At 57.5% G+C, this 22,074-nt stretch carries 24 protein-coding genes and 1 pseudogene; 5 read left to right on the forward strand and 20 right to left on the reverse strand.

Annotated elements, in window-relative coordinates; genetic code table 11:
- Positions 1-139 precede the first annotated feature (139 nt).
- Together A4E19_19185 and A4E19_19190 are read left to right on the forward strand one after the other, a co-directional pair.
- A complete protein-coding gene (locus A4E19_19185) occupies positions 140-1,039 on the forward strand; it encodes a hypothetical protein (GenBank protein OQW33896.1) in 900 nt (299 codons plus the stop codon).
- A gap of 52 nt (positions 1,040-1,091) precedes the next feature.
- Positions 1,092-1,448, forward strand: coding sequence for a hypothetical protein (locus tag A4E19_19190; GenBank protein OQW33897.1), 357 nt, complete (start codon positions 1,092-1,094; stop codon positions 1,446-1,448).
- Here A4E19_19190 and A4E19_19195 read toward each other — a convergent pair.
- The 7 genes from A4E19_19195 to A4E19_19225 all read right to left on the reverse strand — a co-directional run bounded on the left by A4E19_19195 (position 1,420) and on the right by A4E19_19225 (position 7,539).
- Positions 1,420-2,313 carry a hypothetical protein gene (locus A4E19_19195; protein OQW33898.1) on the reverse strand — a complete coding sequence of 298 codons (894 nt, stop codon included), beginning with the start codon at positions 2,311-2,313 and terminating at the stop codon, positions 1,420-1,422. The genes A4E19_19190 and A4E19_19195 overlap by 29 nt on opposite strands.
- Complete coding sequence (locus A4E19_19200) at positions 2,310-2,684, reverse strand: hypothetical protein (protein ID OQW33899.1); 375 nt, start codon at positions 2,682-2,684, stop codon at positions 2,310-2,312. Before A4E19_19200 ends, A4E19_19195 begins: the two co-directional genes overlap by 4 nt.
- Entirely contained in the window at positions 2,668-3,099 is a 432-nt protein-coding gene (locus A4E19_19205) for a TonB-system energizer ExbB (protein OQW33900.1), read from the reverse strand. Before A4E19_19205 ends, A4E19_19200 begins: the two co-directional genes overlap by 17 nt.
- Positions 3,100-3,189: 90 nt before the next feature.
- Positions 3,190-4,323 (reverse strand): ABC transporter, encoded by a 1,134-nt coding sequence (locus A4E19_19210; GenBank protein OQW33924.1) that lies wholly within the window; start codon positions 4,321-4,323, stop codon positions 3,190-3,192.
- A 32-nt stretch (positions 4,324-4,355) separates the two neighbouring features.
- Positions 4,356-5,939 (reverse strand): iron ABC transporter permease, encoded by a 1,584-nt coding sequence (locus A4E19_19215; GenBank protein OQW33901.1) that lies wholly within the window; start codon positions 5,937-5,939, stop codon positions 4,356-4,358.
- Positions 5,940-5,954: 15 nt separating this feature from the next.
- Positions 5,955-6,935, reverse strand: a complete 981-nt coding sequence (locus tag A4E19_19220; protein OQW33925.1) for an iron ABC transporter substrate-binding protein — start codon at positions 6,933-6,935, stop codon at positions 5,955-5,957.
- Between the two features lie 172 nt (positions 6,936-7,107).
- Positions 7,108-7,539, reverse strand: a complete 432-nt coding sequence (locus A4E19_19225; protein OQW33902.1) for a transcriptional repressor — start codon at positions 7,537-7,539, stop codon at positions 7,108-7,110.
- Between the two features lie 146 nt (positions 7,540-7,685).
- Between A4E19_19225 and A4E19_19230 the strand changes: the two genes are divergently transcribed.
- Positions 7,686-8,282, forward strand: coding sequence for a hypothetical protein (locus A4E19_19230; GenBank protein OQW33903.1), 597 nt, complete (start codon positions 7,686-7,688; stop codon positions 8,280-8,282).
- Here A4E19_19230 and A4E19_19235 read toward each other — a convergent pair.
- Entirely contained in the window at positions 8,270-9,802 is a 1,533-nt protein-coding gene (locus tag A4E19_19235; GenBank protein OQW33904.1) for a carboxypeptidase, read from the reverse strand. The genes A4E19_19230 and A4E19_19235 overlap by 13 nt on opposite strands.
- 108 nt (positions 9,803-9,910) lie before the next feature.
- Here A4E19_19235 and A4E19_19240 point away from each other — a divergent pair, with 108 nt between their 5' ends.
- Together A4E19_19240 and A4E19_19245 are read left to right on the forward strand one after the other, a co-directional pair.
- Positions 9,911-10,555, forward strand: coding sequence for a methyltransferase (locus tag A4E19_19240; GenBank protein OQW33905.1), 645 nt, complete (start codon positions 9,911-9,913; stop codon positions 10,553-10,555).
- 460 nt (positions 10,556-11,015) lie between these two features.
- Positions 11,016-11,558 (forward strand): hypothetical protein, encoded by a 543-nt coding sequence (locus A4E19_19245; GenBank protein ID OQW33906.1) that lies wholly within the window; start codon positions 11,016-11,018, stop codon positions 11,556-11,558.
- 169 nt (positions 11,559-11,727) lie between these two features.
- Here A4E19_19245 and A4E19_19250 read toward each other — a convergent pair whose 3' ends face one another.
- The 12 genes and pseudogenes from A4E19_19250 to A4E19_19305 all read right to left on the reverse strand — a co-directional run bounded on the left by A4E19_19250 (position 11,728) and on the right by A4E19_19305 (position 22,047).
- Positions 11,728-12,165: a hypothetical protein gene (locus A4E19_19250; protein ID OQW33907.1), complete on the reverse strand. Its 438-nt coding sequence runs from the start codon at positions 12,163-12,165 to the stop codon at positions 11,728-11,730.
- Between the two features lie 326 nt (positions 12,166-12,491).
- Positions 12,492-12,788, reverse strand: coding sequence for a hypothetical protein (locus A4E19_19255; GenBank protein ID OQW33908.1), 297 nt, complete (start codon positions 12,786-12,788; stop codon positions 12,492-12,494).
- A gap of 88 nt (positions 12,789-12,876) precedes the next feature.
- Positions 12,877-14,064, reverse strand: a complete 1,188-nt coding sequence (locus tag A4E19_19260; GenBank protein ID OQW33909.1) for a hypothetical protein — start codon at positions 14,062-14,064, stop codon at positions 12,877-12,879.
- Between the two features lie 190 nt (positions 14,065-14,254).
- Positions 14,255-14,764, reverse strand: a complete 510-nt coding sequence (locus A4E19_19265; GenBank protein OQW33926.1) for a hypothetical protein — start codon at positions 14,762-14,764, stop codon at positions 14,255-14,257.
- Between the two features lie 276 nt (positions 14,765-15,040).
- A complete protein-coding gene (locus tag A4E19_19270) occupies positions 15,041-16,183 on the reverse strand; it encodes a mannose-1-phosphate guanyltransferase (protein ID OQW33910.1) in 1,143 nt (380 codons plus the stop codon).
- Positions 16,180-17,121: a multidrug ABC transporter ATP-binding protein gene (locus tag A4E19_19275; protein ID OQW33911.1), complete on the reverse strand. Its 942-nt coding sequence runs from the start codon at positions 17,119-17,121 to the stop codon at positions 16,180-16,182. The genes A4E19_19270 and A4E19_19275 overlap by 4 nt, the downstream gene beginning before the upstream one ends.
- Positions 17,118-18,086, reverse strand: a complete 969-nt coding sequence (locus tag A4E19_19280) for a secretion protein HlyD (GenBank protein OQW33927.1) — start codon at positions 18,084-18,086, stop codon at positions 17,118-17,120. The genes A4E19_19275 and A4E19_19280 overlap by 4 nt, the downstream gene beginning before the upstream one ends.
- A gap of 17 nt (positions 18,087-18,103) precedes the next feature.
- On the reverse strand, positions 18,104-18,733 hold the full coding sequence (locus A4E19_19285; GenBank protein OQW33912.1) for a hypothetical protein: 630 nt from the start codon (positions 18,731-18,733) through the stop codon (positions 18,104-18,106).
- 349 nt (positions 18,734-19,082) lie between these two features.
- Positions 19,083-19,997 (reverse strand): short-chain dehydrogenase, encoded by a 915-nt coding sequence (locus A4E19_19290; GenBank protein OQW33913.1) that lies wholly within the window; start codon positions 19,995-19,997, stop codon positions 19,083-19,085.
- 95 nt (positions 19,998-20,092) lie between these two features.
- Positions 20,093-21,139, reverse strand: a pseudogene (locus A4E19_19295) (alpha/beta hydrolase).
- 40 nt (positions 21,140-21,179) lie between these two features.
- A complete protein-coding gene (locus A4E19_19300; GenBank protein OQW33914.1) occupies positions 21,180-21,635 on the reverse strand; it encodes a glyoxalase in 456 nt (151 codons plus the stop codon).
- Between the two features lie 31 nt (positions 21,636-21,666).
- Positions 21,667-22,047, reverse strand: a complete 381-nt coding sequence (locus A4E19_19305; protein OQW33928.1) for a glyoxalase — start codon at positions 22,045-22,047, stop codon at positions 21,667-21,669.
- Between the last annotated feature and the right edge of the window lie 27 nt (positions 22,048-22,074).

The following is a 22,074-nucleotide window of genomic DNA, read 5'->3' on the forward strand; positions in this document are numbered from 1 at the left end:
GGACACTGCAGACATGGAGACGCCCCCGTTCCCTGTCACTTCTATAAACGTACTCTGTCTCTTCATCGCCATGATGGCTGGTTGTGTGACACCGCAACATGTGCCGACACCCGTTGTCTCGAAGCGAGCCCAACTCCACATGGGGACTCTCGTGACGGTGACGGCCGTGGCTCACGACAAAAGCGCGAGCGAGCGGGCCGTACAGGCCGCGTTCGACGAAATCAAGCGGCTCGAACAATTACTGAGCACTTGGCGCGCCGACAGCGAGCTGTCACGAGTGAACGCCGAAGCGGGTCGTCAACCGGTGCAGGTGAGTTCGGAAACATTTGCGCTGGTGACTCGGTCATTGGAAATAGCACAGCTCACTCATGGCGGGTTGAATATCGCCTTAGGTCCTGCCGTTGACGCTTGGAGCGTGACTGAAGGGCAGCACATTCCCGACAAAAAGGAATTGCAAAGGCTAAGGCCGCTCGTCGATTGGACTCGTATTCAAGTTAATACAGAGGACCGCACGATTTATCTGCCGTACAAGGGAATGCGCATCGATATTGGTGGAATAGGAAAGGGGTATGCGGCCGATCGGGCGGTAGAGGAGATGAAGCGAGCAGGCGCGACAGGCGGGATCGTCGCTTTATCGGGGGATATCAAGACCTTCGGTGCCCTCCCGGAACGAAGAGGGTTTCCCGTGGGCATCAGGCACCCACGCCAGGAGGGAACGTTGATCGCCGTGATCGATGTGAGAGATGAAGCAATTTCAACGGCCGGCGACTACGAACGGTTCTTTGAACGGGATGGAGTCCGGTATCATCATATCTTGGACCCACACACGTTGCAGCCGGCGCGTGCGTGCCAGAGCGTCACGGTCCTTGCCAAGGAGGGCACGTTAGCCGATGGATTGGATACCGGAATTTTCGTGCTGGGGCCGGAACAGGGAATGGCGTTGGTCGAGCGTCTGCCGCATGTTGAGGCGATCATCATCGATAATGGAGGAAAGATGACCGTATCATCCGGACTGCGCGATCGGTTGCGCCTACCATAAATAGGCGTTCATCTTTTTTTGATAGAGGGAATACGAGGGGAGGTATATCACGATGAAGAGGATCCTCCGACGCTCGCGATCCGTGTCGGCTATTGGGTTGGCCGTGCTGTCCGCTTGTGGACAGATCGAAACCGGATATTTTCAAAGTAAAGTGGATCAAGTGACTCAGGATGTAGTGGCGCGCCGGTACGGCACCCCGCATAGAGTGGACAAGTTGTCCGACGGTCGCTCCGTCTGGACCTACTTTGATCGGGGAAGCGGGACGACCGGATATGGAGGCTATGCTCCGTCATCTCGCTGCTGGGCCTATGTCTTGACGTTCGATCAAACCGAGGTGTTGCGCGATTGGAGGCAGCAGGACTGTACGGCTTCGTCTGCGACTACCGTGCCGCCTTCAGATCATAACTGATCGAGAACTTCACCGGCATTTCCGAGCGCCCCAGCGGACGAGAAAACTTGATAGAAGGGCCGTTTCGTACATCTTCCAAGGCGACCTCGTCGAGCGTTGTATTGCCCGAACTTCCCACGACATGCACATCACTCAGTGATCCGTTCGCGTGGAGCATCGCGGCCAGCGTGACCTTCCCCTGCACGCCGTCGGTCCGTAACGTGACCGGGTAGCGTTTGTTCAGATCCTCGATCCATTTCGTCATGAGCGCGGTGAGCCAGCCGTAATCGGCTTTGGACGACTTGGATTGGTCGGTAGCTCCTGTCGAAGCGTTCGCGGGAGGCGACGAATTGAGCGGGATATCCGTGGCGGCCGGTGATTCAAGTCGATTTATCGAATTGTCAGGTGCGGCCGGATCAGTGAATAGGACGGAGTTGAGTTGCGACGAAGTGAGCGGGGCCGAATCAGACGGTACTGAAGAAAGCAAATCCGGGGAATGAGACTCGGTGAGCGGCTGTACTTGACGATGCTCGGGAGTGAAAGCAGCGATCGGTTCCGGAAGAGATGAAGCGACCTGCGAGGGTATTTTCGGTTGGACCGACCGAAGTGGGGCAGGAGCAAGAGTTGCCGTTCGTGTGGGGGGGCGAACATTCGGTGTAGGTGGAGCGATTGACGCAGGTGATACGGTGGATGTCGACGATGACGAAAGAGGAGCCACCATTGCCACATCCCATTGGAAGGGTTCGCCCTGCGGAGCCAGCTGCATGCGCTGTACGAAAATGACCGCGATAACGGCCACTCCTCCGTGCAGAAGACAGGACAGGAGCCAACTCGCCGCCATGGGGCCTGTCCGCTTGTCGGCAAGTGAGGTGAAATCATTCGTCACAGGCGAATGACCTCCAGGCTGACCTGTTGGAACCCGAGACCCCGGATTTCGTCGACCAACGCCACGAATTTTTCGAGCAAGGTCACTTTGTCGGCTCGTACGACCACGGCCGACTCGCGAGGTTGGGAGCTAAGAGCCGAGGGAAGACCTCCATCGTGGACAGGGATATCATTGAGGAAGAGATTCCCATCGGCGGTCAAGGAAATGACGATGGGGACGTCCTTCCGATCACCCACTTCCTTGGCTTTGGCGAGGTTGACGGGAATTTGCCCGGTACTGATGAAGGTGGCGGTGGTCAAGACAATGACCAACAAGACCAACATCACATCCACGAGCGGGATCACGTTGATCTGATCAATGTTCCGTTCCATGTTGTGCCTTATATTCAGTCAGGATTTCGCTGACCCGACGGCGCAGGACGTTATTCATCACGACGCAGGGGATCGCGACCAACAAACCGATGGCGGTCGCCTTCAACGCCAGGCTCAAGCCGATCATAATGGTGTTCACGGCCATCGTTCCCGACGTTCCCATCGTATGGAATGTCAGCATTATACCAAGAACCGTTCCAAGGAGACCGATATAGGGAGCGTTCGCGGCCACCGTGCCGATAATCACCAGACGTTTGGTGAGAGTCATTTCAAGCAGTTGTGCGTTGGAAAACTGTGAGAGGTTAACTCGTCGGTAAAAGAGCCAGCGCTCGATGGCGATCGCCACAGACCACACGCTTAAGACCAGCAACAAGCCGATCACTCCGTAATCAATGGTGTCTTTCAGCGCGTCCATCGACACTCCTTCTCTCATCTGGGGAAGGCTCAAACCGGAAAGGTGGGAGCCGAAGTTCCAGTGCATCCATGCCAGATCCGACCGGAGCTGTCAATCCGCGCAAGCATTCGTCTCAGCCGCATCTTCAGTGGTGGTGGGATGTTCCGGGGCGAAGAGCACCGTGTGCGTGGCGGAGACACGGAGTTCGACGGCGGTCCCTTCTTGGTAGACGCTGGTGGAGCCTTCACTGCTGTGCACGATTTGTCCGGAAGGCAGGCGGATCGTGTAGAGATTTTCCGAGCCGCGGAACTGGCGGGCCACGATCCGAGGTCCGGCAGACTTGTTGGGCAGCAGATGGATGTCGTCGGGACGGATCATCACGACGACCGCGCTTCCCTCGGCACTGTTGAGCGTATCGGGAAACTCGCCTAGTTCGGTATGCACCGTGCCTTGTCGAATCTGTCCGGTGATAAAGTCGGCTTGCCCCACAAAATCAGCCACGAACCGCGTGGCGGGAACATGATAAATCAGTTCCGGGGTATCCATCTGCTCGAGCACGCCCTGATTCAAGACGGCGATACGGTCCGCCATCGCGAACGCTTCCTCATGATCATGCGTCACCAATATGGTCGTGGTTTTCATCCGCCGTAACAGGGCGTGCACTTCCTGCCTCATGCGGCCCGCCATATCGGGGTCCAGGTTGCTGAACGGTTCGTCGAGGAGAAGCAGGACGGGATTCTGCACCAATGCCCGTGAAAGCGCCACGCGCTGCTGCTGGCCTCCCGACAATTCATGCGGATAGCGCCGGTCGAAGCCTTCGAGACCGGTCAGTCGCAGCATTTCTTGGACCCGACAAGACCGTTCCGCCCGTGACAGGTGGTGGAGCCCGAAGGCGATGTTATCGGCGACGCGCAGGTGCGGGAAAAGGGCGTACTCTTGAAACACCATGCCGACGCGGCGTTCCTCCGTCGGGATCGTCTCCGAGGAGGAGGAGACCAACCGACCCGACAGAAATAATTGCCCGGACCGGACCGGTTCAAAGCCGGCGATGGCCCGGAGGACGGTCGTCTTGCCGCAGCCCGAGGGGCCGAGCAAGCAGAGGATTTCGCCTTCTCGTGCCGTGAATGAAATATCGCGAATCGCCGGTCTGCTTGGATCATAGGCACAGGATACGGAACGAAGTTCCAAGATGGAAGATGCCGGTGGAGAGAGGCGGACCCGGTCGCCGAGCCGTTCGGAATACACCGACGTGATGCGTGACGGTGCGTTCATGATCTTTACGCCGCCCTCCAATCCCGGGACAGCAACAAGACCAGCGCCGGTAAGCCGACGAGCACGATCAATAACGCGGACGGAGCGGCCAGTCGGTAATACTCTTCGCTCGCTTCCAGCCAGACACGAATCGCCAAGGTGTCAAATCCCACCGGCCGCAACAGCAACGTGGCCGGAAGCTCTTTCATGGTCTGCAAAAACATCAGCACCCACGCCACGATGACCCCGTTGCGAATGAGCGGCAGCGTCACGCGACGCCAGGTTTCCCGAACGGTGAGCCCCAGCGTGCGGGCCACCTCTTCGAGATTGGGGGTGATTTGTTGAATCGACGGTTCGAGCGATTGGAGACCGGCGGGAAGAAAATGCAGGACATAGGCCACGATCAAGACGATCACCGTACCGTACAGGAACGGCAGGGCGTTGAGGAAGAGGACCAAGACCGCGAGCGCTGCGACCGGTCCCGGCAACACATAGCCTGCATAGGCGGCTTGCAGACAACCGATATTGAGCCAGGTCGGTTTTCGACTGGCGAGGTAGGCGAGGGGCAGTCCGATGAACACGCCGGCCGTGGCGGCCAGAGTCGACAACAAGACACTGTTCCAAACGAAGCCAAAGAAGCGGGCGTCGAGGATGGCCTGGGCCTCCGCGGACAGGCTCCATGTCATCAACAGATAGGTTGGGATTCCGAAGGCCAGGCCGACCACGATGGTCAAGCAGATGGTCAGAGCGGAAGTCTGCGCCCAACTGCACTGGATTCGTTGCGGTGCTCGAAAACGCCCGGTGGTCTGGTAGAACCGGCTTTGTCGACGAAACCATCGTTCGGTCAACAAAAACAGGAGCGCCAGGAGCACCAACAGAATACTCAGGATACTCGCGGCCTGGTTGTCGGACCGTCCGGTCATTTGCTGAAACACGGCATAGGTCAGCGTTTGGTAGCGCAACAGCGACACGGCTCCGAAATCGGAAACGACGTACAGAATGACCAGGGCGAGGCCTGCGACGATGGACGGGCGTAGCAACGGAAGGGTGACGAACAACATTCTCCGAAGGGATGACGCCCCGCACGTGCGGGCCACTTCCTCGAACGACACGTTGAACGTCAGGAGCGCGCTGCGTGTGAGCAAATAGACGAAGGGGAACGTGTCGAGCGCCATCACCATGGTAACGCCCCAGAAACTTTGAGGTGAGAGAATCCTGGCTTGAGGTCCGGCGATCATCTGCCACAGCTGTTCCATCGGGCCGCCGAACCCCAGGAGATAGTTGTAGACATAGGCCAAGACATACGTCGGCATGGCCAAGGGCAGGACAAGCCCCACTTCCCACAGTCGGCGGCCGGGGAACTCAAACCGTGTGACCATCCAGGCGGTCGTTACACCGAGCATAAGTGTCAGCAGTGCCACGGCACCGGCCAAGGACACCGTATTCCACAGCAATTCCGGGATTCGAGTGGTCCAGAGACGATGCCACACCGAGAGATCCGCCGACAACGCGAGGACGGTGACGTAACCCAGGGGCAGCAGGATCAGCGACGCGCTGGCCAGGGCGGCAAGCTGGAGTGGAGAAACGGTTGGTCGACGGACGGCAATCACAGGGGGCTCACGGCGTTACCGCATCCCCACTTGCTCGATGAGCAGCAGTGTGGGTTCTCTGAGCTCGGCGAGCTTGGTCAACGGGACTAACGCCGCGCGGAAGCTCTTTCGTTCGACCAGTGCCGGGTCGGCCTTCACTTCGGGGTGGAGCGGGTACTCCTTGTCGAGATCGGCGAACATCTTCTGGCCGGCCTGCGCCACGAGAAATTCCACGAGTAATTTGGCGTTTTCCACGCGGGGGGTGTGTTTCAGGATGCCGATGCCGGCGACGTTCATGATGGAGCCCATGCCTCCTTCCTGTTGATCGGGCATCAACACCGCCAGCGGGGCGGCCGGCTGTGCGGCGAGGTGCCGGTAGACGTAATAGTGATTCACGATCCCCATGGCGACCTGCCCCTTGGCGACGGCGTCGACGATCTGCGAGCTTTTTTGGTAGACCTGCGTGCCGGCATTGTCTCGAAGGCCCTCCAGGAATTTCTTGGTGTGATCGTCGCCGAGGCTCGCCCGGATCACCGAGACGCCTGCCTGCAAATATTCGCTGCCGGCATTGGGAATGGCGATCTTGTCTTTCCACGTCGGATCCGCCAAGTCCAGCAGCGATTTGACCTGGTCGGGTTTGACCATCGTCGTGTTGTATACGATGACCCAAAACCGTCCGGAAAGACCGATCCAACTGTTGTCCGCGGCGCGAAATTGGGCGGGAATCGCGCGTTCGACTTCCCGCATGTTCAATGGACGAAAGAGTCCCGCGGCGCGGACCATTTCCAAGCTGCCGGCGTCGTTGGTAATGAAAACATCGGCCGGACTGCGGTCTCCTTCGGCTTTTATCCGGTTTACCAATTCTGTGGTGCCGGACGAGAGCAATTCAATTTGAATACCGGTCTTGGCCGTGAAGGCATCAAGGACCGGCTTGATCAGCCGCTCGGCTCGGCCGGAATAGACGGTCAATTTGTCCGCTGCTGACACGACAGTCGGTAGAGCCAACCAGCAGAGCATCAGGAGGGACACGACCGAAATACTCAGCGGCGTATGGCGAAAGACCACATTTGTAGCGCGAAAGGAGCCTCGGGAGAACATAGACATAGTTGCCCTTCTAGTTATGTACCGTGGTGGGAGAGTTGAAATTGATAAACCGTATCAAAAAGGATACCAAAAAACTCGGCAGGGGTCAATGACGACAGCGGGAGCAGAGTCCGTACAGTTCGAGGCGATGGGTTTGGATGATAAAGCCGTTCCGTGAGGCGACCTCCTCTTGGAGTCGCTCGATGTCACAGTTTTCGAACTCCACGATCTTTCCGCAGCCGGTGCAGATGAGATGATCGTGATGGCCCTTGTGCGAGACGTTGTCGTACTGGGTTTGCGTGCCGAAGTGTCGGGCCTGCGCGAGACCGGCTTCACAAAAAAGATTGAGCGTGCGGTAAATGGTTGCCAACCCCAAGTGCGGATCTTTACGGGCCAACTGGTGGTACATCTCTTCGGCCGTGATGTGTTCCTGCTTGAGAAATGCGTCGAGGATCAATTCGCGCTGACGTGTAAATTTCAGCTGGTGTTTCCCCAGGTGCTCCTTCAAGAGTCCCATTTCTTTGGCATGTTTGGACATGGTGGTCGGACAAGCCTTCCTGGCCGGGATTAAAAACGAAATTGAGCGGCTGGTCAAGAGTGTCGATGCCACTATTTGTCAGGTCGCCTTTGACGGCTGCTTTCCTGACTCTCTATAGTGGAGGCTTCATTATACATGAGGAGCCATTGAGAACGCCCGGCCAGATTACCATTGATCGTGCTCTGCTCTTGTATGTGCTGCAGCAAGCTGAACCCCATGGTCCGTTGAGCGACGTCAAGCTGCAGCAACTCTGTTTCCTCTGCGAACTCCAAGTCTTTGCCAAGGGTCTGAAGGCGTTTCATTTCGAATTCTTTCGATTCGCGTATGGAGCCTTCAGCAAGGATTTGGACAACGATTTGACCTCTCTCCGTCGAAAAGGGCGGGTCGAAAACTTCGCGGTATCGGATCAGGCAAAGGACGAAGCGATCCCCTTGCTGCTGAACGCGATCGAAGGGGTGGAAGTCAACGAGAGGGTGAAGGACATCCTAGACGCTGTCCTCTCCGTCTACGGAGCGCAGGACAGCGGTACCATCACGAACTCCGTTGAATCGGTTCGGTTGAGCACGCCGCAAGACCCCGAGCTCAAGATCCCCATCCGCGACATTGTGTTCCATACCACGCTGCTCGTGCCGCATCGGATCGAGACACAGGCGGAATTTACGCTGGCTCCGGCCGTCGTGAAACAACTCAACAGCGTGATGGGGTATGACAATCGTCCGGTCATCGATGCTCAGAGCTGGTAGAGCTCGCCGTACTTCTTTTCCACGTAGTTGAGAAAGGGCTCGGGACTGACGGTCGAGCCCGTCACGCGTTGCGCCAGATGGTCCGGCGTGAACATGCGGCCCCACCGGTGAATTTTCTGCTCCAGCCACCGGCGCAAGGCCATCAATCGACCGGCTGCAATCTCATCTTCCAACTGCGGAATTTCCAGCTTGGCCTGCTCGAAGAATTGCACGGAGTAGAGGTTGCCCAACGTATAGGTGGGGAAATAACCGAATGCGCCGAATGACCAGTGGACATCCTGCAGAACTCCTTCCGCATCGGAGGTCGGAACGATTCCCAAGTAGTCCTTCATCTTTTGATTCCAGATCACCGGCAGATCCTCGGGCTGGATCCTGTTTTCCATGAGCGCTTGCTCGATCTCGAACCGGAGCATGATATGGAGGTTGTAGGTCAGTTCGTCGGCTTCCACTCGGATCAACGACGGTTTCACGCGGTTGATCGCGGCATAGAATTGATCGACCGTCACGCCGCGCAGCTGGTGGTGAAAGGTCTGTTGTAAGATCGGGTAGAAAAACCGCCAAAACGATCGCGAGCGGCCGACACAATTTTCCCAGAGCCGTGATTGGCTTTCCTGGATGCCCAACGAGACCGAGTCGCCCAATGGGGTACCGAAATACCGTTGATCCAACCCCTGGTCATACAGGCCATGCCCGCCTTCGTGAATGCAGCTGAAGAGACAGGATTGTAATTCGTGTTCATGGACGCGGGTCGTCACACGCACATCGGTCGGGTGAAACGACGTGGTGAAGGGATGGGCTGAGAGATCCAGCCGACCGCGCTCGAAATCATACCCCATTGCGACCAAGACCATTCGGCCGAACTCGAGTTGCCGAGCCTGCTCGTACGAGTGGTGCAGAATGCCGTCGTCGATTTGAACGCGGCTTTCAGTGATACGTTTCAGCACCGGCACGAGACGTGTCTTGAGCGCGGCAAACACCGGTTGAAGATTCGCAATGGTCGAGCCCGGTTCATAGACGTCCAACAGTGCGTTGTACGGCGAATCCTGATACCCGAGATACTGAGCTTCTTCTCGCTTGAGCTGCAGCACGGTCCGGAGGTTCGGCAGAAACTTCTTGAATGTATCGTGTTCTTTCGCTTCAGCCCACACCTGTTGGGCCAGCGAACATTCGCGACTGAGCTTCACGACGAACTCCGAAGGCAGCTTCTTCGCGCGGCTGAAATCCCGCCACACCTCGCGCAACAGGGAGCGTGACGACTCGTCCCACGTCTCGCCGGGTTGATCGGCCGCCTGGCCGGTCGAGGGATCGACCCATTGAGACAGGAGCGACTGTACTTCCGGTGAAACCAGCTTTTGATGGGCGATGCCCTGAAGCACCGCGATTTGTTCCGCCCTCGCTTCTCCTCCTCCGGCCGGCATATAGGTCTCTTGATCCCACGAGAGGACTGAGGCGGCGCTATTGATCCGTTGAATTTCCAGCAGTCTGGTCGTGAGAGGTTCCAACGTGGCAAGTGTCTTCAAGCAGGCCTCCTTGTCATTCGCATTGTGCTAAGATCGGCCGTGGCGAAAGTCGCATGCCTGCAGTGTACGCAGAGGCGGAGGTTTTTTCAAACCACCGAAAGCGGTCCGATGAAACCGTTGGTTCCTGCCGAGATCGAAGCGTACGCGGAGATTCACTCCATGCCGGAGTCGTCGGTCCGTCGCGCGCTGCGCGAAGAGACCCAGCGGACCATGGAGCACTCGCAAATGTTGGTGGGTCCCCTGGAAGGGGCGTTCTTGAAGATGATGACGCAGCTCGTGGGGGCGAAGCGGGTGCTCGAAATCGGAATGTTCACCGGCTACAGTGCTCTTTGTTTCGCGGAAGCCCTACCGGAAGACGGAACGGTGGTCACGTGTGAGATCGACGAAAAGCCCGCGGTATTGGCTCGGCGCTACATCTCGCAAGGCGGATTCGGAAAGAAAATCAGCATTCGAATGGGACCGGCGCTCGACACGATAAGGACACTCCTCGGCCCGTTCGATCTCATCTTCATCGATGCCGACAAGACAAATTATCTGAACTATTACCGGTGTGCACTGGACCTGCTGTCGCCGAATGGCGTGATCTTGATCGACAACGTGTTGTGGAGCGGCGACGTCTTGAAACAGCCGCCGCCCGATGTCTCCACTGCCGCGATTCAGGAACTGAATCGTACGGTCGCAGCCGATCCGCGTGTGACGTCCGTGCTCGTTACCATCCGCGATGGGATCTTGGTGGTGAGGAAAGCCAAGTAAGGTCCTATAACTTCCGGTACCGCGACCCTCCCTACTTATGGTATCTGTACGGATACAGTTGTATCTCGTTTGATATTCCATCATGGCGACACACCCTCATCGCCGCGCTCCCTGCGTATGCAATGCAGCTGTTCCTCCGCTCGTTCATGGGTTTGTGCCATCTGTAGACACGAGATGCAATCGTGTTCGCATGGGCAACTGGGATTGCGGAAACGCAGAGGTATAAGGAGATGGGTCAGCCAGGTGTTGGCGTAACGCCGAAGACCAGGAGCGAGACAAGCCTCTTCTCTCGGCGTGAAGGAGGCGTTGATGGAGCCGGCTGCAATCTGCGATTCGCTCATGCAGACGAGCAGGTTGCATCAGCATGCCATGTGGTCTTTGCCCGTCGCAACCAAGATTGGGAGAACCATGAGGTCTCATTCTCGTCATGAACAATTCAGCGGAGGAGCCCATGAATACGATGGATAAGACGACTGATGAAAAACACATGCGGGCCGAGATGGACAAACTCATCGCGTCCCTGGACTTGCCGGAACTGAACAAAGAATTCATGCGGGCGCGGTGGTTGGAGCTGGTCATGTGGATGGATGGGAAGGCGAAGGAGTCGGTGTGGTGGTATCGCAGACTACGTTTGGCGACGATCATCGGCGGCGTCATCGTGCCGGCGCTGGTCAGCCTAAATGTCAGTGATGACACGGAGCCTGTAATCAAGCTCCTTACATTCGTGGTCAGTCTCGTAGTCGCCTTGAGCGCTGCGGTGGAGGAATTTTTTCGCTACGGCGAACGATGGCGGCACTACCGGCGGATGACCGAATTGCTCAAAAGCGAAGGCTGGCATTTCCTGCAGTTGAGCGGAAGCTACGCCGATCAAACCCATATTCAGGCCTATCCGTCCTTTGCCACTCGGGTAGAGGAACTCAGCCGTGAAGAGGTGGAGTCTTACATCACTCAAGTGTTCAAGGAAAAGAAGGGAGCAGATGGCAAGGCTCCCGCCGTGTCATGAAGCACGGTTATGCCGTCTTGAACAAGTCGAATGCTGAACGTTGCAGTCAACCGTGGATTTGATCGTGTAGTCGAAGAAGAACGGACATATGAGCTTAGAGGTATCGAACGGTGTGAGCATTGCGCGACTCGTGCGGGACGGTTTCCCCGCCCCGCACGGGAAGAGAGGATCACTTGGACGAAGCTTGCGCGACGTCCAAGACCTTGACGTCGAAGTGAAGTGTTTTCCCGGCCAGCGGATGGTTGAAGTCGAGCACGACCGTCTCATTCTTCACTTCTGAAATCCGCGGAAATACCGTACGGCCATCGGAGGTTTTCCCCTCTAATTGCGTTCCGACCTTTCGAGCATTGGACGGAACCATGTTCTTGTCCACTTCTTGAAACGCCTTCGGATCAACGGAGCCGTAGGCTTCCGCCGGAGCCACGGTGACATTCTTTTTCTCTCCTGCCGTCATGCCCTCCAGCGCCTTCTCCAGCCCAGGGATGATCTCATGGCGTCCTTGCATGACTTTTAACGGCTCTCCTCCTACATTGGTATCCACGACCGATTGATCGTCCAACTTCATGGTGTATTCCAACGTGACCTGTTTCCCGTTCGAAACCGTCATAGCTGATGCTCCTTTCTTGGCGTCTCCCGCTGAGGCACAGGCAGCGAAAAGGAAGAGAACTGCGCACCAACCGCAGAGGGACTGAAATACATATGGTCGTCTCATAGGTACCTCCTGTGAGAAGTGGTTCGTGAATAGACTGGAAAGGGTCGCGAACAGATGTGCGCAGGCAGGCGATCGTTCCAGACTAAGTTTGTTTGGATATTTTCACGCTACCACATCAACTCACGTGATGCTACCCGCAATTTCCCGAGCGTTCTATTGTGGTACAGAGTGACGCGGGCCGGCTATTGGCTATAAGCTATCAGCCACAAGCTTTCGTCCGACTATCCGCCAGCCATGGCGCCCACGATCAGCAACGGCTCCGACCCATCGGCGACCGCGTCAGGCAACGGCTGATCCACTGGTTCATGGGAGAGATCCTGCTCACATGCAAAGAACCGGATGAAGGGGCGCCGTTTGTGGGTCGTATGATCACGGATGGTTCCACGCAGCATGGGATAGCGAATCTCGAGCGCGTCGAGCACCGACTGTTGGGTTATGGGGCCAGCGATATCCAGCGTCACTTCACCATCGACGCGAGCCAGAGTCCGCAAGTGTTGGGGCAGGATGACACGTATCATAAGGCGCTTTCGGATACTTGATGGTTCGAGTTTCGACGTCGTAACTCGAGACCCGCAACTCGGGACTCTTACGCCAACAAGATGAGCTTCAAGCGGACAGTGTTTGGGCTTCGACGGAAAGCACCGCCGGTAGATCCCGCACGATCGGCTCCCAGCTGTCACCCCCGTTGGCCGAACCATAGATTTGCCCGCCAGTCGTGCCAAAATAGATGCCGCAAGGATCCAGCTGATCGACGGCCATCGCGTCACGCAAGATGTTCACATAGCAATTCTCTTGCGGGAGTCCTTTCGTCAGCGCCTCCCATTCGTGTCCGCCGACTTTGCTGCGGTACACGCGTAATTTGCCCTCGGGGGGGTAATGTTCGGAGTCGCTCTTGATCGGCACCACGTAGACCGTGTTCGGGTCGTGGGCATGGACGGCAACCGGAAATCCGAAATCGCTCGGCAAGTTTCCGCTGATCTCGTGCCAGGACTCACCGCCATCGTCGCTTCGCAACACGTCCCAGTGTTTCTGCATGAACAGCACGTTCGGACGCGACGGATGCATCGTGATGCAGTGGACACAGTGTCCGACTTCGGCATCCGGATCGGGGAGCTCATACTGGGATTTCAAGCCTTTGTTCACAGGGCGCCATGTCCGGCCTGCATCGTCGCTGCGAAACGTGCCGGCGGCTGAGATGGCCACGAAGATCCGATCCGGATTCTCCTTGTTTAGCACGATCGTGTGGAGACACATGCCGCCGGCGCCCGGTTGCCAAAGTTGGCCTTTGGCACCCCGCAGTCCTGCCAGCTCTTTCCACGTCTTGCCGCCGTCGATCGATTTGAAGATTGCCGCATCTTCGACGCCCGCGTATACCGTGTTCGGGTCGTTCAATGACGGTTCGAGGTGCCACACCCGCTTGAATTCCCACGGCCGTTGCGACCCGTCGTAATGCTGGTGTGTGGTGAGCGGCCGGCCGGTTTCGGCGGTGCTGTCGTAGAGGAACATGTTGCTCTCGCCCTTCGGCATACCGTCTTCACCCATGAGGTCCTCGGGTTTCGTCCCTGGCGGATTCCATGTCTTCCCGCCGTCATCCGATCGTTGAATCACTTGGCCAAACCAACTGCTGGTTTGCGAGGCGTACAATCGATTCGGATCCACCGGCGAGCCCTTGAGGTGGTACAGCTCCCATCCACCGAAGTGGGGACCTTGTACCGTCCACTGTTTGCGCTTGCCGTCCGATGTGAGAATGAAGGCGCCCTTCCTCGTTCCAACCAATATTCGAACGCTGCTCATCGGCATGACTCCTTTCATGTGATGGCCGACTTTCGTGGTCAACCGTCAACCGGTTCGTAAGTTAGTCGTGCAACGGGAAGGAAATCGACAAGGGCTCGAAGGGCGCGCAGGATTCAGCCCACAAGCGACAGGTACACCACGGCACCCTTGTATTAGATTCCTCGCAGCCGGCTATGTTATTGGGGTCCGATTATTGTTTTCTGGTATAGACGATCTCCAGGAACTTCGCTTCTTTTTCCTTTCCGTGGGATCCATACATCTCGAACGTATGATTGTCGGCGTCGGTGATCTTCCAGACCGCGCGGTGCGTCATCTTGCCGCCGCCCGGCTCCGGATGGGAGCCTCGCAAGGTGATGGTTTTGCCGTCCGCGCTTGCCGTGCCTTCCATGAAGAAGATGCCGGTCCCCATCGTATCCATCCAGGCCGTGACATATTTCTTGGTCAGATTATCGTAGCCATCGATGCCGATGCCGTTGAACGGCTGCCCCATCATTTGCCCGTTGTATTCCTGATAGAGGAACCGTCCGTCGAGTAACATCTTCATCTCCGCCGTGCCGGTCGATTCCGTCGGAGGTTTGCCCGGCTCCATCCATTCCTTCGTTTGGGTTGTCCAACTACCGGCCAAGCTCTCGAACAGCTTGTGCGGCTCGCCTGGTTGGGCCAGTTTCTTCCAGACTTCCATCATCTCTTGAGGATCCATCGCCTTTTGATGCTTCTTCTCTTTTGCGAAGCCCGGAGAGACAGTGAGCGCGATGCCTAAGACGGTGATGGCTAACGATGTGATACGCATGGTGACCTCCTTGTGAGTGATGGGATTCGGGTTGATGTTGCTGTTTGTCGTAGGATAGTCGTTCGACATTATGAAAATCGACAGCTATCCGTACGAGTCACTGGGGAAACAATGTCTTGCCGATTCCGTCAGCCGATGTCCGCGAAATATTTCATGAAGCCGCTGCGTCGCCACAAGCGGTCGGCCTTAATCCAGTGTCTGCCGATACCGCTTCACGCCGACGGCAAGTGCGACCACGGCGAACAGAATAATCTGCCAAAGTTGCAGCAGGACCTCGTGGAGGCCGTTGCCTTTCAGCATGATGCCCCGCACGATGCGTAAAAAGTGCGTCAAGGGCAGGACTTCACCGATCGTTTGAGCCCAGTAAGGCATGCCGCGAAAGGGGAACATGAATCCGGAGAGCAGGAGGGACGGCAAAAAGAAAAAGAAGGACAGCTGCACGGCCTGCAGTTGGTTCTGCGCCAGGGTGGAGAAGGTGATACCCATGGCCAAATTCGCGATAATGAAGACGAGCGCGGCCACCATCAGCATGGGAATATTGCCGTAGATCGGAACATGGAAAAGGAAGTGTGCCGCCAGCAGGATCAATAAGACTTGAATGTAGCCGACGAGGATGTAGGGCAAGACCTTGCCGATCATGACCTCGAACGGACGCGTCGGCATCGAGAGGAGGTTTTCCATCGTGCCCCGCTCACGCTCCCGCGTAATCGCCAAACCCGTGATCATGACCATCGTCATCGTGAGGACCACGCCCATCAGACCCGGCACGATGTTGTACTGGGTGATCGCCTCAGGGTTGTACCGCGCATGAATCCGCAGATCGATGGGGGGCGGCTCACCGGCGAGAAACGCCAGCGGTCCTTTGAGATCCTGTTGCAGCACACTGGTCATCAACACCCGCAGCGAGCCGATGGCGTTGCTGGTGGACGCCGGGTCGGTCGCATCGGCTTCGACTACGATGGCCGGTCTGTCGCCTCGCAGGACATCGCGTGAGAAGTTTTGGGGAATGGTGAGGACGAACTGCACGTCTCCGCGCGCCAGGACCTCTTCGGCTTCCCGCTCGCTCGTGACCTGTCGGACGAACTCGAAATAGGCGCTGTTCTTGATGGCTTGGAGCAGGGTTCGTCCCTGGGGGCCATGATCGGCCAGGAGCACCGCCGTGGGGAGATGTTTGGGATCGGCATTGATGGCGAGCCCGAACAGGATGAGCTGAATCAGGGGGATCCCGATCATCATGCCGAACGTGACGCGGTCGCGCCCCATTTGGATGAACTCTTTGACGACGATTGCCCAGAAGCGGGAGAGTGAAAAGATTCGCCGGTGAGTCATGACGCAAAATTATCCGATGAGCGATGCATCAGATGGATGAACACGTCTTCCAGACCGGTGCCGACGCGATGCCATTCGTAGGGAGCTCGACGAAACGGGGCAATGGTCGCCTCAAGGGTCGTGGGATCGTCCCCACTGACATGCAAACGATCGCCGAAGGCTACCGCCTGTTGCACGCCCGGCTGTCGACGCAATTCCATCGCCAGCTGATGGAGGTTCGGTCCGCTGACCGACCAGGTGGTGAGCCGGGCTTGGTCGATCACTTCCGGGACGGTGCCGTTTGCCAACAGCTTGCCATAGGCGATATAGGCCAGCCGATGGCAGCGCTCCGCTTCGTCCATGTAATGGGTGGTGATCAGAAACGTCAGGCCCTCAGCCGCGAGTGCATGGATCTGTTCCCAAAACTCCCGCCGGGCTTTCGGATCGACTCCAGCCGTCGGCTCGTCGAGCAGCAGCAATTGCGGCTGGTGGATCAGGCAGGCGGCCAGTGCCAGCCGTTGCTTCCAGCCTCCGGAAAGCTGCCCTGCAAGCTGGGTCCTTCGACCCGCTAAGCCGAGCCGCTCGAGACTCTGCCCGACGGCCTCGCGCCGATGGTCGATCCTGAACATGCGGGCGACGAAGTCCAAATTTTCGGCGATACTCAGGTCTTCGTAGTAACTGAACCGTTGCGTCATGTAGCCGACCGAAGCCTTGATCGCGTCGCTTTCGGTGATGACGTCGTACCCCAAACAGGTGCCGCTGCCTCCATCCGCCCGCAAAAGACCGCAGAGCATGCGGATGAAGGTGGTCTTCCCGCTGCCGTTCGGCCCGAGAAATCCGTAGATCTCCCCGCGCCGCACTTGCAGTCCGATGCGATCGACGACGGTCCGTGTCCCGAAACGCTTGGTCATGTCGCGCACGTCGATGGCGAGATCGTCCTCCTTGATCGTCTGTGTCATGGGGCTCCGTTGAACCGCACATCCACCGGTTGGCCCGGATGCAGATTCGATGCAATGCCCGGCTCGAACAGGATTTCAATCATGAAGACCAGCTTCTCTCGGTTGTCCCGACTGTAGATGACCGGCGGCGTATATTCCGCCCGCGGCGAGATGTAACTCACCGTTCCGTGGAAAGAGCCGTGGACTCCGTCCACCTCCACCTGCACGGGATCTCCGAGTTTCACCGTGCCGAGTTTCCTCTCGGACACGAATGTACGGACTTTGATATGGTCCGGCGGCAGCAGTACGACGACGGGACGTCCCGCCGGCACCCATTCTCCCTCTCGGTAAAGCGTGTCGAACACGAATCCGGATTTCGGCGCGACCTGCCGTTTCTGCGCCAGTTCCCATTCGGCTTTTGCCAACGCCGCTTCCCTGGCTCGAACTTCGGCTTCAGCGGCCGCCACCTGATCGGCACGAGAACCGAGCAATGCCGTGGTGAGCTCCGCTTGCAGTTGCGCGACTCGTTGCTGATTCTGGTCACGGGCGGAGCGCGCTCGATCCACTTCCAACTCCACGGCTGCGCCAGGGACCGCCCTGAGGCCCTCCTGGCGGCCCACCTCTCGGAGCGAGAGCCGCAACGCCGTCTGCGCCTGTTTCAGTTGCGCCTTGAGCGATTCGATTTCAGAGGGACGCTTGCCCTTCTTCGCATCGTCAAGATTGGCCCGTGCTTGGCTCAATTTCCGCTCCGCTTCATCTCTGAGGGCTTTCTCCGAGACTTGCTCCAGTGCAAACAACGGATCGCCGGTGTCCACCTGGGTGCCGCGCCGTACCGACAAGGAGCGCAGGGCTCCGGCATAGGGGGATGCGACGTAAACATATTCCCCTTCCACATATCCTTGGACCTGATCGGAGGCAGACGGTTCACAGCCCATGAAGAGTGCCGCCGTGAACGCAACGGCAAGGCCCGTCATCGGACGTCTCATGGAGTGACTGCCGACCGTCATGCCGATACCCTCGCTCCGTGCTTCAATACCCCTTCCAAAATCACGCGAATAATGGACGAATAGCCGGTTTCAACGGTGAGACCCAGTGCCGTCAACTTCGGTGGATTCATGATCGCCTGGACAGCGCCCAATAAGATTTCGATGATGAGATGGGTGGGAATATCGCTCCGGATCATCCCGGCCTTTCGGCCCTTCTCGAAAAGGGCGCCGAAGTGCCGGCTGATCAGCTCTCGGCGACGGTGTTCGATCAGTTGAAACAGCTCCGGTGTCTCGCGGGCGATGTCTCGCACGAATGCCGGCTGAATCTCAGCCGTATGTCGCTGCAGGCATTCGAGCAAGCGATGCAGCGACGACTCGACGGTCGATACATCGGCGCGGCTCAGTTGAGATAGGTCCGTTTCGATTTCCTCCGCCTTCGCGAAGAGGACCGCCTGTACGAGCTTCTGTTTACCGGGGAAGTGCGCATATAAGGTCTTCTTGCTCATCCCAAGTTCGGCCGCGAGGTCATCCATGCTGACGGTTCGAAATCCATGCGCGAAGAATTGCCGGCGTGCGGCCTGAATGACCCGCTGAGCGGGGGAGCGATCAGGGAGTGCGCGCTTCGACTCGGACTTCTTGGAAGGCATGGGACACTCCGGTGATACTTAGGAAACTAGTTACGTACTACCAGTTTCCTGTATGCTCCGTCAAGCAGTGGCGCGTCATACCGTCGGTGAAGCGCACCGGTCGGTGTCCGTCACATCGCTGTGATGTCCTAACCGCTCATGGATACAGAATGCTGGTTGAGGGATTTTCACACGAGGTTGCCGGGGAGGGACGTTCAGACTGGAGGATTGACTATCCAAGGAAAAGTTCTTGGTCGTTCACCGGCACAAGTGGAGGGGGAAGTTCTTTCTGGAGCGTGTGCAGCGATATGACCGGCATGCTCGAATGGTCCTTCTCTTCATACTGAGAGTAAGACCTCCATCAATAATGTTACCGGTATCCTGTCGCATCGGCCGGTTTGCCGACATCATGCACTTCATGAAAGTAGCGCCAACAGTCTGGTTGCGAGCCGTCCAGATCGGTAAAGCCATACAGCTTGGCAAGTTGGCCGCTGGAGAGTGATTGGCCGCTCCAGCGCGCCATGTCGGGATCGCCGGCCAGATGCGCAACGGCCCGCCCAACGTACCGAGGCGATTCGCTGATCACGAAGTGCGGTTGGTTGATGCAGGCGTCGCGCCAGTTGGCTTCCGTCACGCCGTAGATATCCAGCATCAACTCGGAGCGCAACCAGCCTGGAGTCATGGCCACAGCGGTACAGTGATAAGGCTTCAGCTCATGCGCCTGCGCCCAGGCCATGCGAATGAGCGAAGCCTTGGCGAGGTCGTAGAACATCGAGACACGATAATTAGGTCGGTTGTAGTCAGCCGTGCCGTCCGTCATTTCGACAACCAGTCCGCCCGGACGTTTAATCAAAAGTGATAGCGCGAAGTGGCTGGTGATGAGATGCGTATCGACGGCGAGCCGCAGCATGCGGAGGCCCTTGTCCAGCGAATGTTCCCACACCGGTTTGTCCCATTCGATCAAGAGATCCGATCCCCACACGTCATTGATGAGGATATCCAGACGGCCCTGCTCGCGCTCCACACGAGTCATGAGTCCCTTTACCTGTTCCGGGACAAGATGATCGACCTGGACGGCGATGCCCGTTCCACCGACCTGCCGCACGAGCTCGGCAGTTTCTTCGATGGTTTCAGGGCGTTTCATCTCGGATGATTGGGTGCGAGTCGTTCGGCCCGTGCAGTACACCGTGGCGCCGGCCGCGCCCAGTTCGATGGCGATGCCGCGTCCCGCTCCTCGTGTGGCACCTGCCACCAACGCGACTTTGCCTTTCAGGGCGTGGCTCATCAACCGACCTCCAGCTCGATCCTTCTCATACCTGTAACTCTTGTTCCATCCATAGTTGCTTCTGGCTCCTCTGAGCTGGTCATGCAGGCCTTGGATCCCAATGCCATTGGAAGGACATTGTCGATCATGACTCTGTTGAATGTCTCGGCTTCCTCGAACGGCGGATTGTGCGCAGACTGTTCGAACCAGATCAATCGTTTGTACGGAGCCTCGATGGTCTGAAAGTAGGAAGCGGCGAGCGTCGCAGGCACCTGCCGGTCATAGCGTCCGAGCAGAAAGAACAAGGGCATCTTGAAGGTCTTATAGATCCTGAGGTCAAGCCGAGAGAACTCCCGCCAGAGGTGCTCCAGCGAGAAGCGATTACCCCGCCCGAACAGAATCAGATCGACGAGACTGGCTTCGTCGGTGGTCAGCGCCGCCCAAATCAGCTTGCCCATGGAAAGATCGGCATGGAATGAGCCGCCGAAGTGTTCTACCCAGTGACGTGAAATCAACATGTCGTCAACCCTGTGCGGAGGCGGCCCAATCTTTCGCAGCGCGTCCAGTGCTTCTCTATTGCCGTGAGCCACCGCCTGTGTCCACGCATAATCATAAGACAATCGTTCACCTTCCGGCATATTGGCGGCCTGCCCGATCCCGACATAGGCCGCAACCTTCTCCGGATGGTGAAACGCATAGATCGTCCCGACAGCGCTGCCCCAGGAGTGGCCAAGAAGGACGACGCATCGTTTATTGAATCGTGTTTTGATCAACTCGACCACCTCGTCCAGGTCGCGGAGGAACTGGGCGAGGGTCATGGAATCCGGAGGAATATCACGATGGAAGGAGCGTCCCGTGCCGCGCTGCTCCCAGTTCACCACCAAAAAGTGCCGCTCCAGTTCCGAGTTGAAGGCGCGAAAGAGCGCCGCCTCGCTGGCGCCTGGCCCTCCGTGCAAGATCAGTAATGCCGGATTATGCGTATCGATGCCGCGAAACCAGACCTGTTGCGGGATGCCGCCGATGGCAACCGTCTCCATGATAGCAATGCTTCCTGGAATGATGCGTCCTCGGTCGTCCCGAAAGGGAGCGGTATGGATGCAGCCGGAGAGTGAAAGAACAGTCACGAGTGCAATGAGCGTTCGTGCCGAATATGGATGGTCCATCGTTTTGTTACATGCGGGCCACGTTATTACCGTATCTCTTTCAGCGCCCCTTCTGCTGCTTCATCCACACGTCAGCGCGTTTTTTGATCTCTTCCGGCGGCACATCTTCGATATGCGTGTGAATCCACCAATGGTTGCCGGCAAAATCTTTGACGCCCGCGCTGCGATCTCCATAGAATTGATCGCTCGGTTCTCGGACGGAAGAGGCTCCGGCTTGCAGCGCCCGCCGGTACCACCCGTCTGTATCTTCAACATACAGCGCCACCGTCGCCGGCATCGGTTTCCATTGGTCTGTGGCCTCGCCGACCATCACCATTGAGTCGCCTATTTTCACTTCGGCGTGCATCACCGTGCCGTTCGGCCCATCGAGGCGATATGTTTCCTTCGCATCGAACGCTTGCTTTACAAAGTCGATCAACTTCGCCGCTCCTTGAACAGTGAGGACGGGGGTCACAGTGTGATAGCCGTCGGGAATTGGATTGACTTTGGTCGCCATCATGTTTCTCCTTTCGGTGTAGTCATGCGCTTCATGGTCTCTTGCGATAACAGATTTCCAGGCGATTGCCGCTCGGATCTTCAAAGAAGACGGCATAGTACTGCGGCTCCTCATGGAGCGGCCCTTCGATATTTCTGGCTCCAGCCTGTCTGACGATCGCCGCCAACCGATCGACTTGTTCTCTACGGTCCACCCAAAACGCGACGCGGGATTCATTGGCCGCACGGGAGGGCGATTCGGTCACTCCGAAGAATTCTGCCGCGCCGTCGGAGTCTTCCGTTTCATAGGTATGCCAGCCTGGAATCGAAACATTGCGCGTGAAACCGAGCGCAGGCAGCTGCCGGTCATAAAACGGACGCGCCTCCGCGAGGTCGCGTACCCGCAGATCGACATGATCGAATTGACGTGACAGGTTAGACCTCCGAATAAAATTGTGCCT

The organism is Nitrospira sp. SG-bin1 (assembly GCA_002083365.1).
Taxonomy (GTDB): domain Bacteria; phylum Nitrospirota; class Nitrospiria; order Nitrospirales; family Nitrospiraceae; genus Nitrospira_D.

Excerpts from the sequence above, each read along its gene's own strand:
- A4E19_19185 (OQW33896.1), top strand. The coding sequence starts at position 140 with ATGGGGACTCTCGTGACGGTGACGGCCGTGGCTCACGACAAAAGCGCG.
- A4E19_19190 (OQW33897.1), top strand. The coding sequence starts at position 1,092 with ATGAAGAGGATCCTCCGACGCTCGCGATCCGTGTCGGCTATTGGGTTG.
- A4E19_19200 (OQW33899.1), bottom strand. The coding sequence starts at position 2,684 with ATGGAACGGAACATTGATCAGATCAACGTGATCCCGCTCGTGGATGTG.
- A4E19_19205 (OQW33900.1), bottom strand. The coding sequence starts at position 3,099 with ATGGACGCGCTGAAAGACACCATTGATTACGGAGTGATCGGCTTGTTG.
- A4E19_19220 (OQW33925.1), bottom strand. The coding sequence starts at position 6,935 with ATGCTCTGCTGGTTGGCTCTACCGACTGTCGTGTCAGCAGCGGACAAA.
- A4E19_19225 (OQW33902.1), bottom strand. The coding sequence starts at position 7,539 with ATGTCCAAACATGCCAAAGAAATGGGACTCTTGAAGGAGCACCTGGGG.
- A4E19_19240 (OQW33905.1), top strand. The coding sequence starts at position 9,911 with ATGAAACCGTTGGTTCCTGCCGAGATCGAAGCGTACGCGGAGATTCAC.
- A4E19_19245 (OQW33906.1), top strand. The coding sequence starts at position 11,016 with ATGGATAAGACGACTGATGAAAAACACATGCGGGCCGAGATGGACAAA.
- A4E19_19250 (OQW33907.1), bottom strand. The coding sequence starts at position 12,165 with ATGACGGTTTCGAACGGGAAACAGGTCACGTTGGAATACACCATGAAG.
- A4E19_19255 (OQW33908.1), bottom strand. The coding sequence starts at position 12,788 with ATGATACGTGTCATCCTGCCCCAACACTTGCGGACTCTGGCTCGCGTC.
- A4E19_19260 (OQW33909.1), bottom strand. The coding sequence starts at position 14,064 with ATGAGCAGCGTTCGAATATTGGTTGGAACGAGGAAGGGCGCCTTCATT.
- A4E19_19265 (OQW33926.1), bottom strand. The coding sequence starts at position 14,764 with ATGGATCCTCAAGAGATGATGGAAGTCTGGAAGAAACTGGCCCAACCA.
- A4E19_19270 (OQW33910.1), bottom strand. The coding sequence starts at position 16,183 with ATGACTCACCGGCGAATCTTTTCACTCTCCCGCTTCTGGGCAATCGTC.
- A4E19_19275 (OQW33911.1), bottom strand. The coding sequence starts at position 17,121 with ATGACACAGACGATCAAGGAGGACGATCTCGCCATCGACGTGCGCGAC.
- A4E19_19280 (OQW33927.1), bottom strand. The coding sequence starts at position 18,086 with ATGAGACGTCCGATGACGGGCCTTGCCGTTGCGTTCACGGCGGCACTC.
- A4E19_19285 (OQW33912.1), bottom strand. The coding sequence starts at position 18,733 with ATGCCTTCCAAGAAGTCCGAGTCGAAGCGCGCACTCCCTGATCGCTCC.
- A4E19_19290 (OQW33913.1), bottom strand. The coding sequence starts at position 19,997 with ATGAGCCACGCCCTGAAAGGCAAAGTCGCGTTGGTGGCAGGTGCCACA.
- A4E19_19300 (OQW33914.1), bottom strand. The coding sequence starts at position 21,635 with ATGGCGACCAAAGTCAATCCAATTCCCGACGGCTATCACACTGTGACC.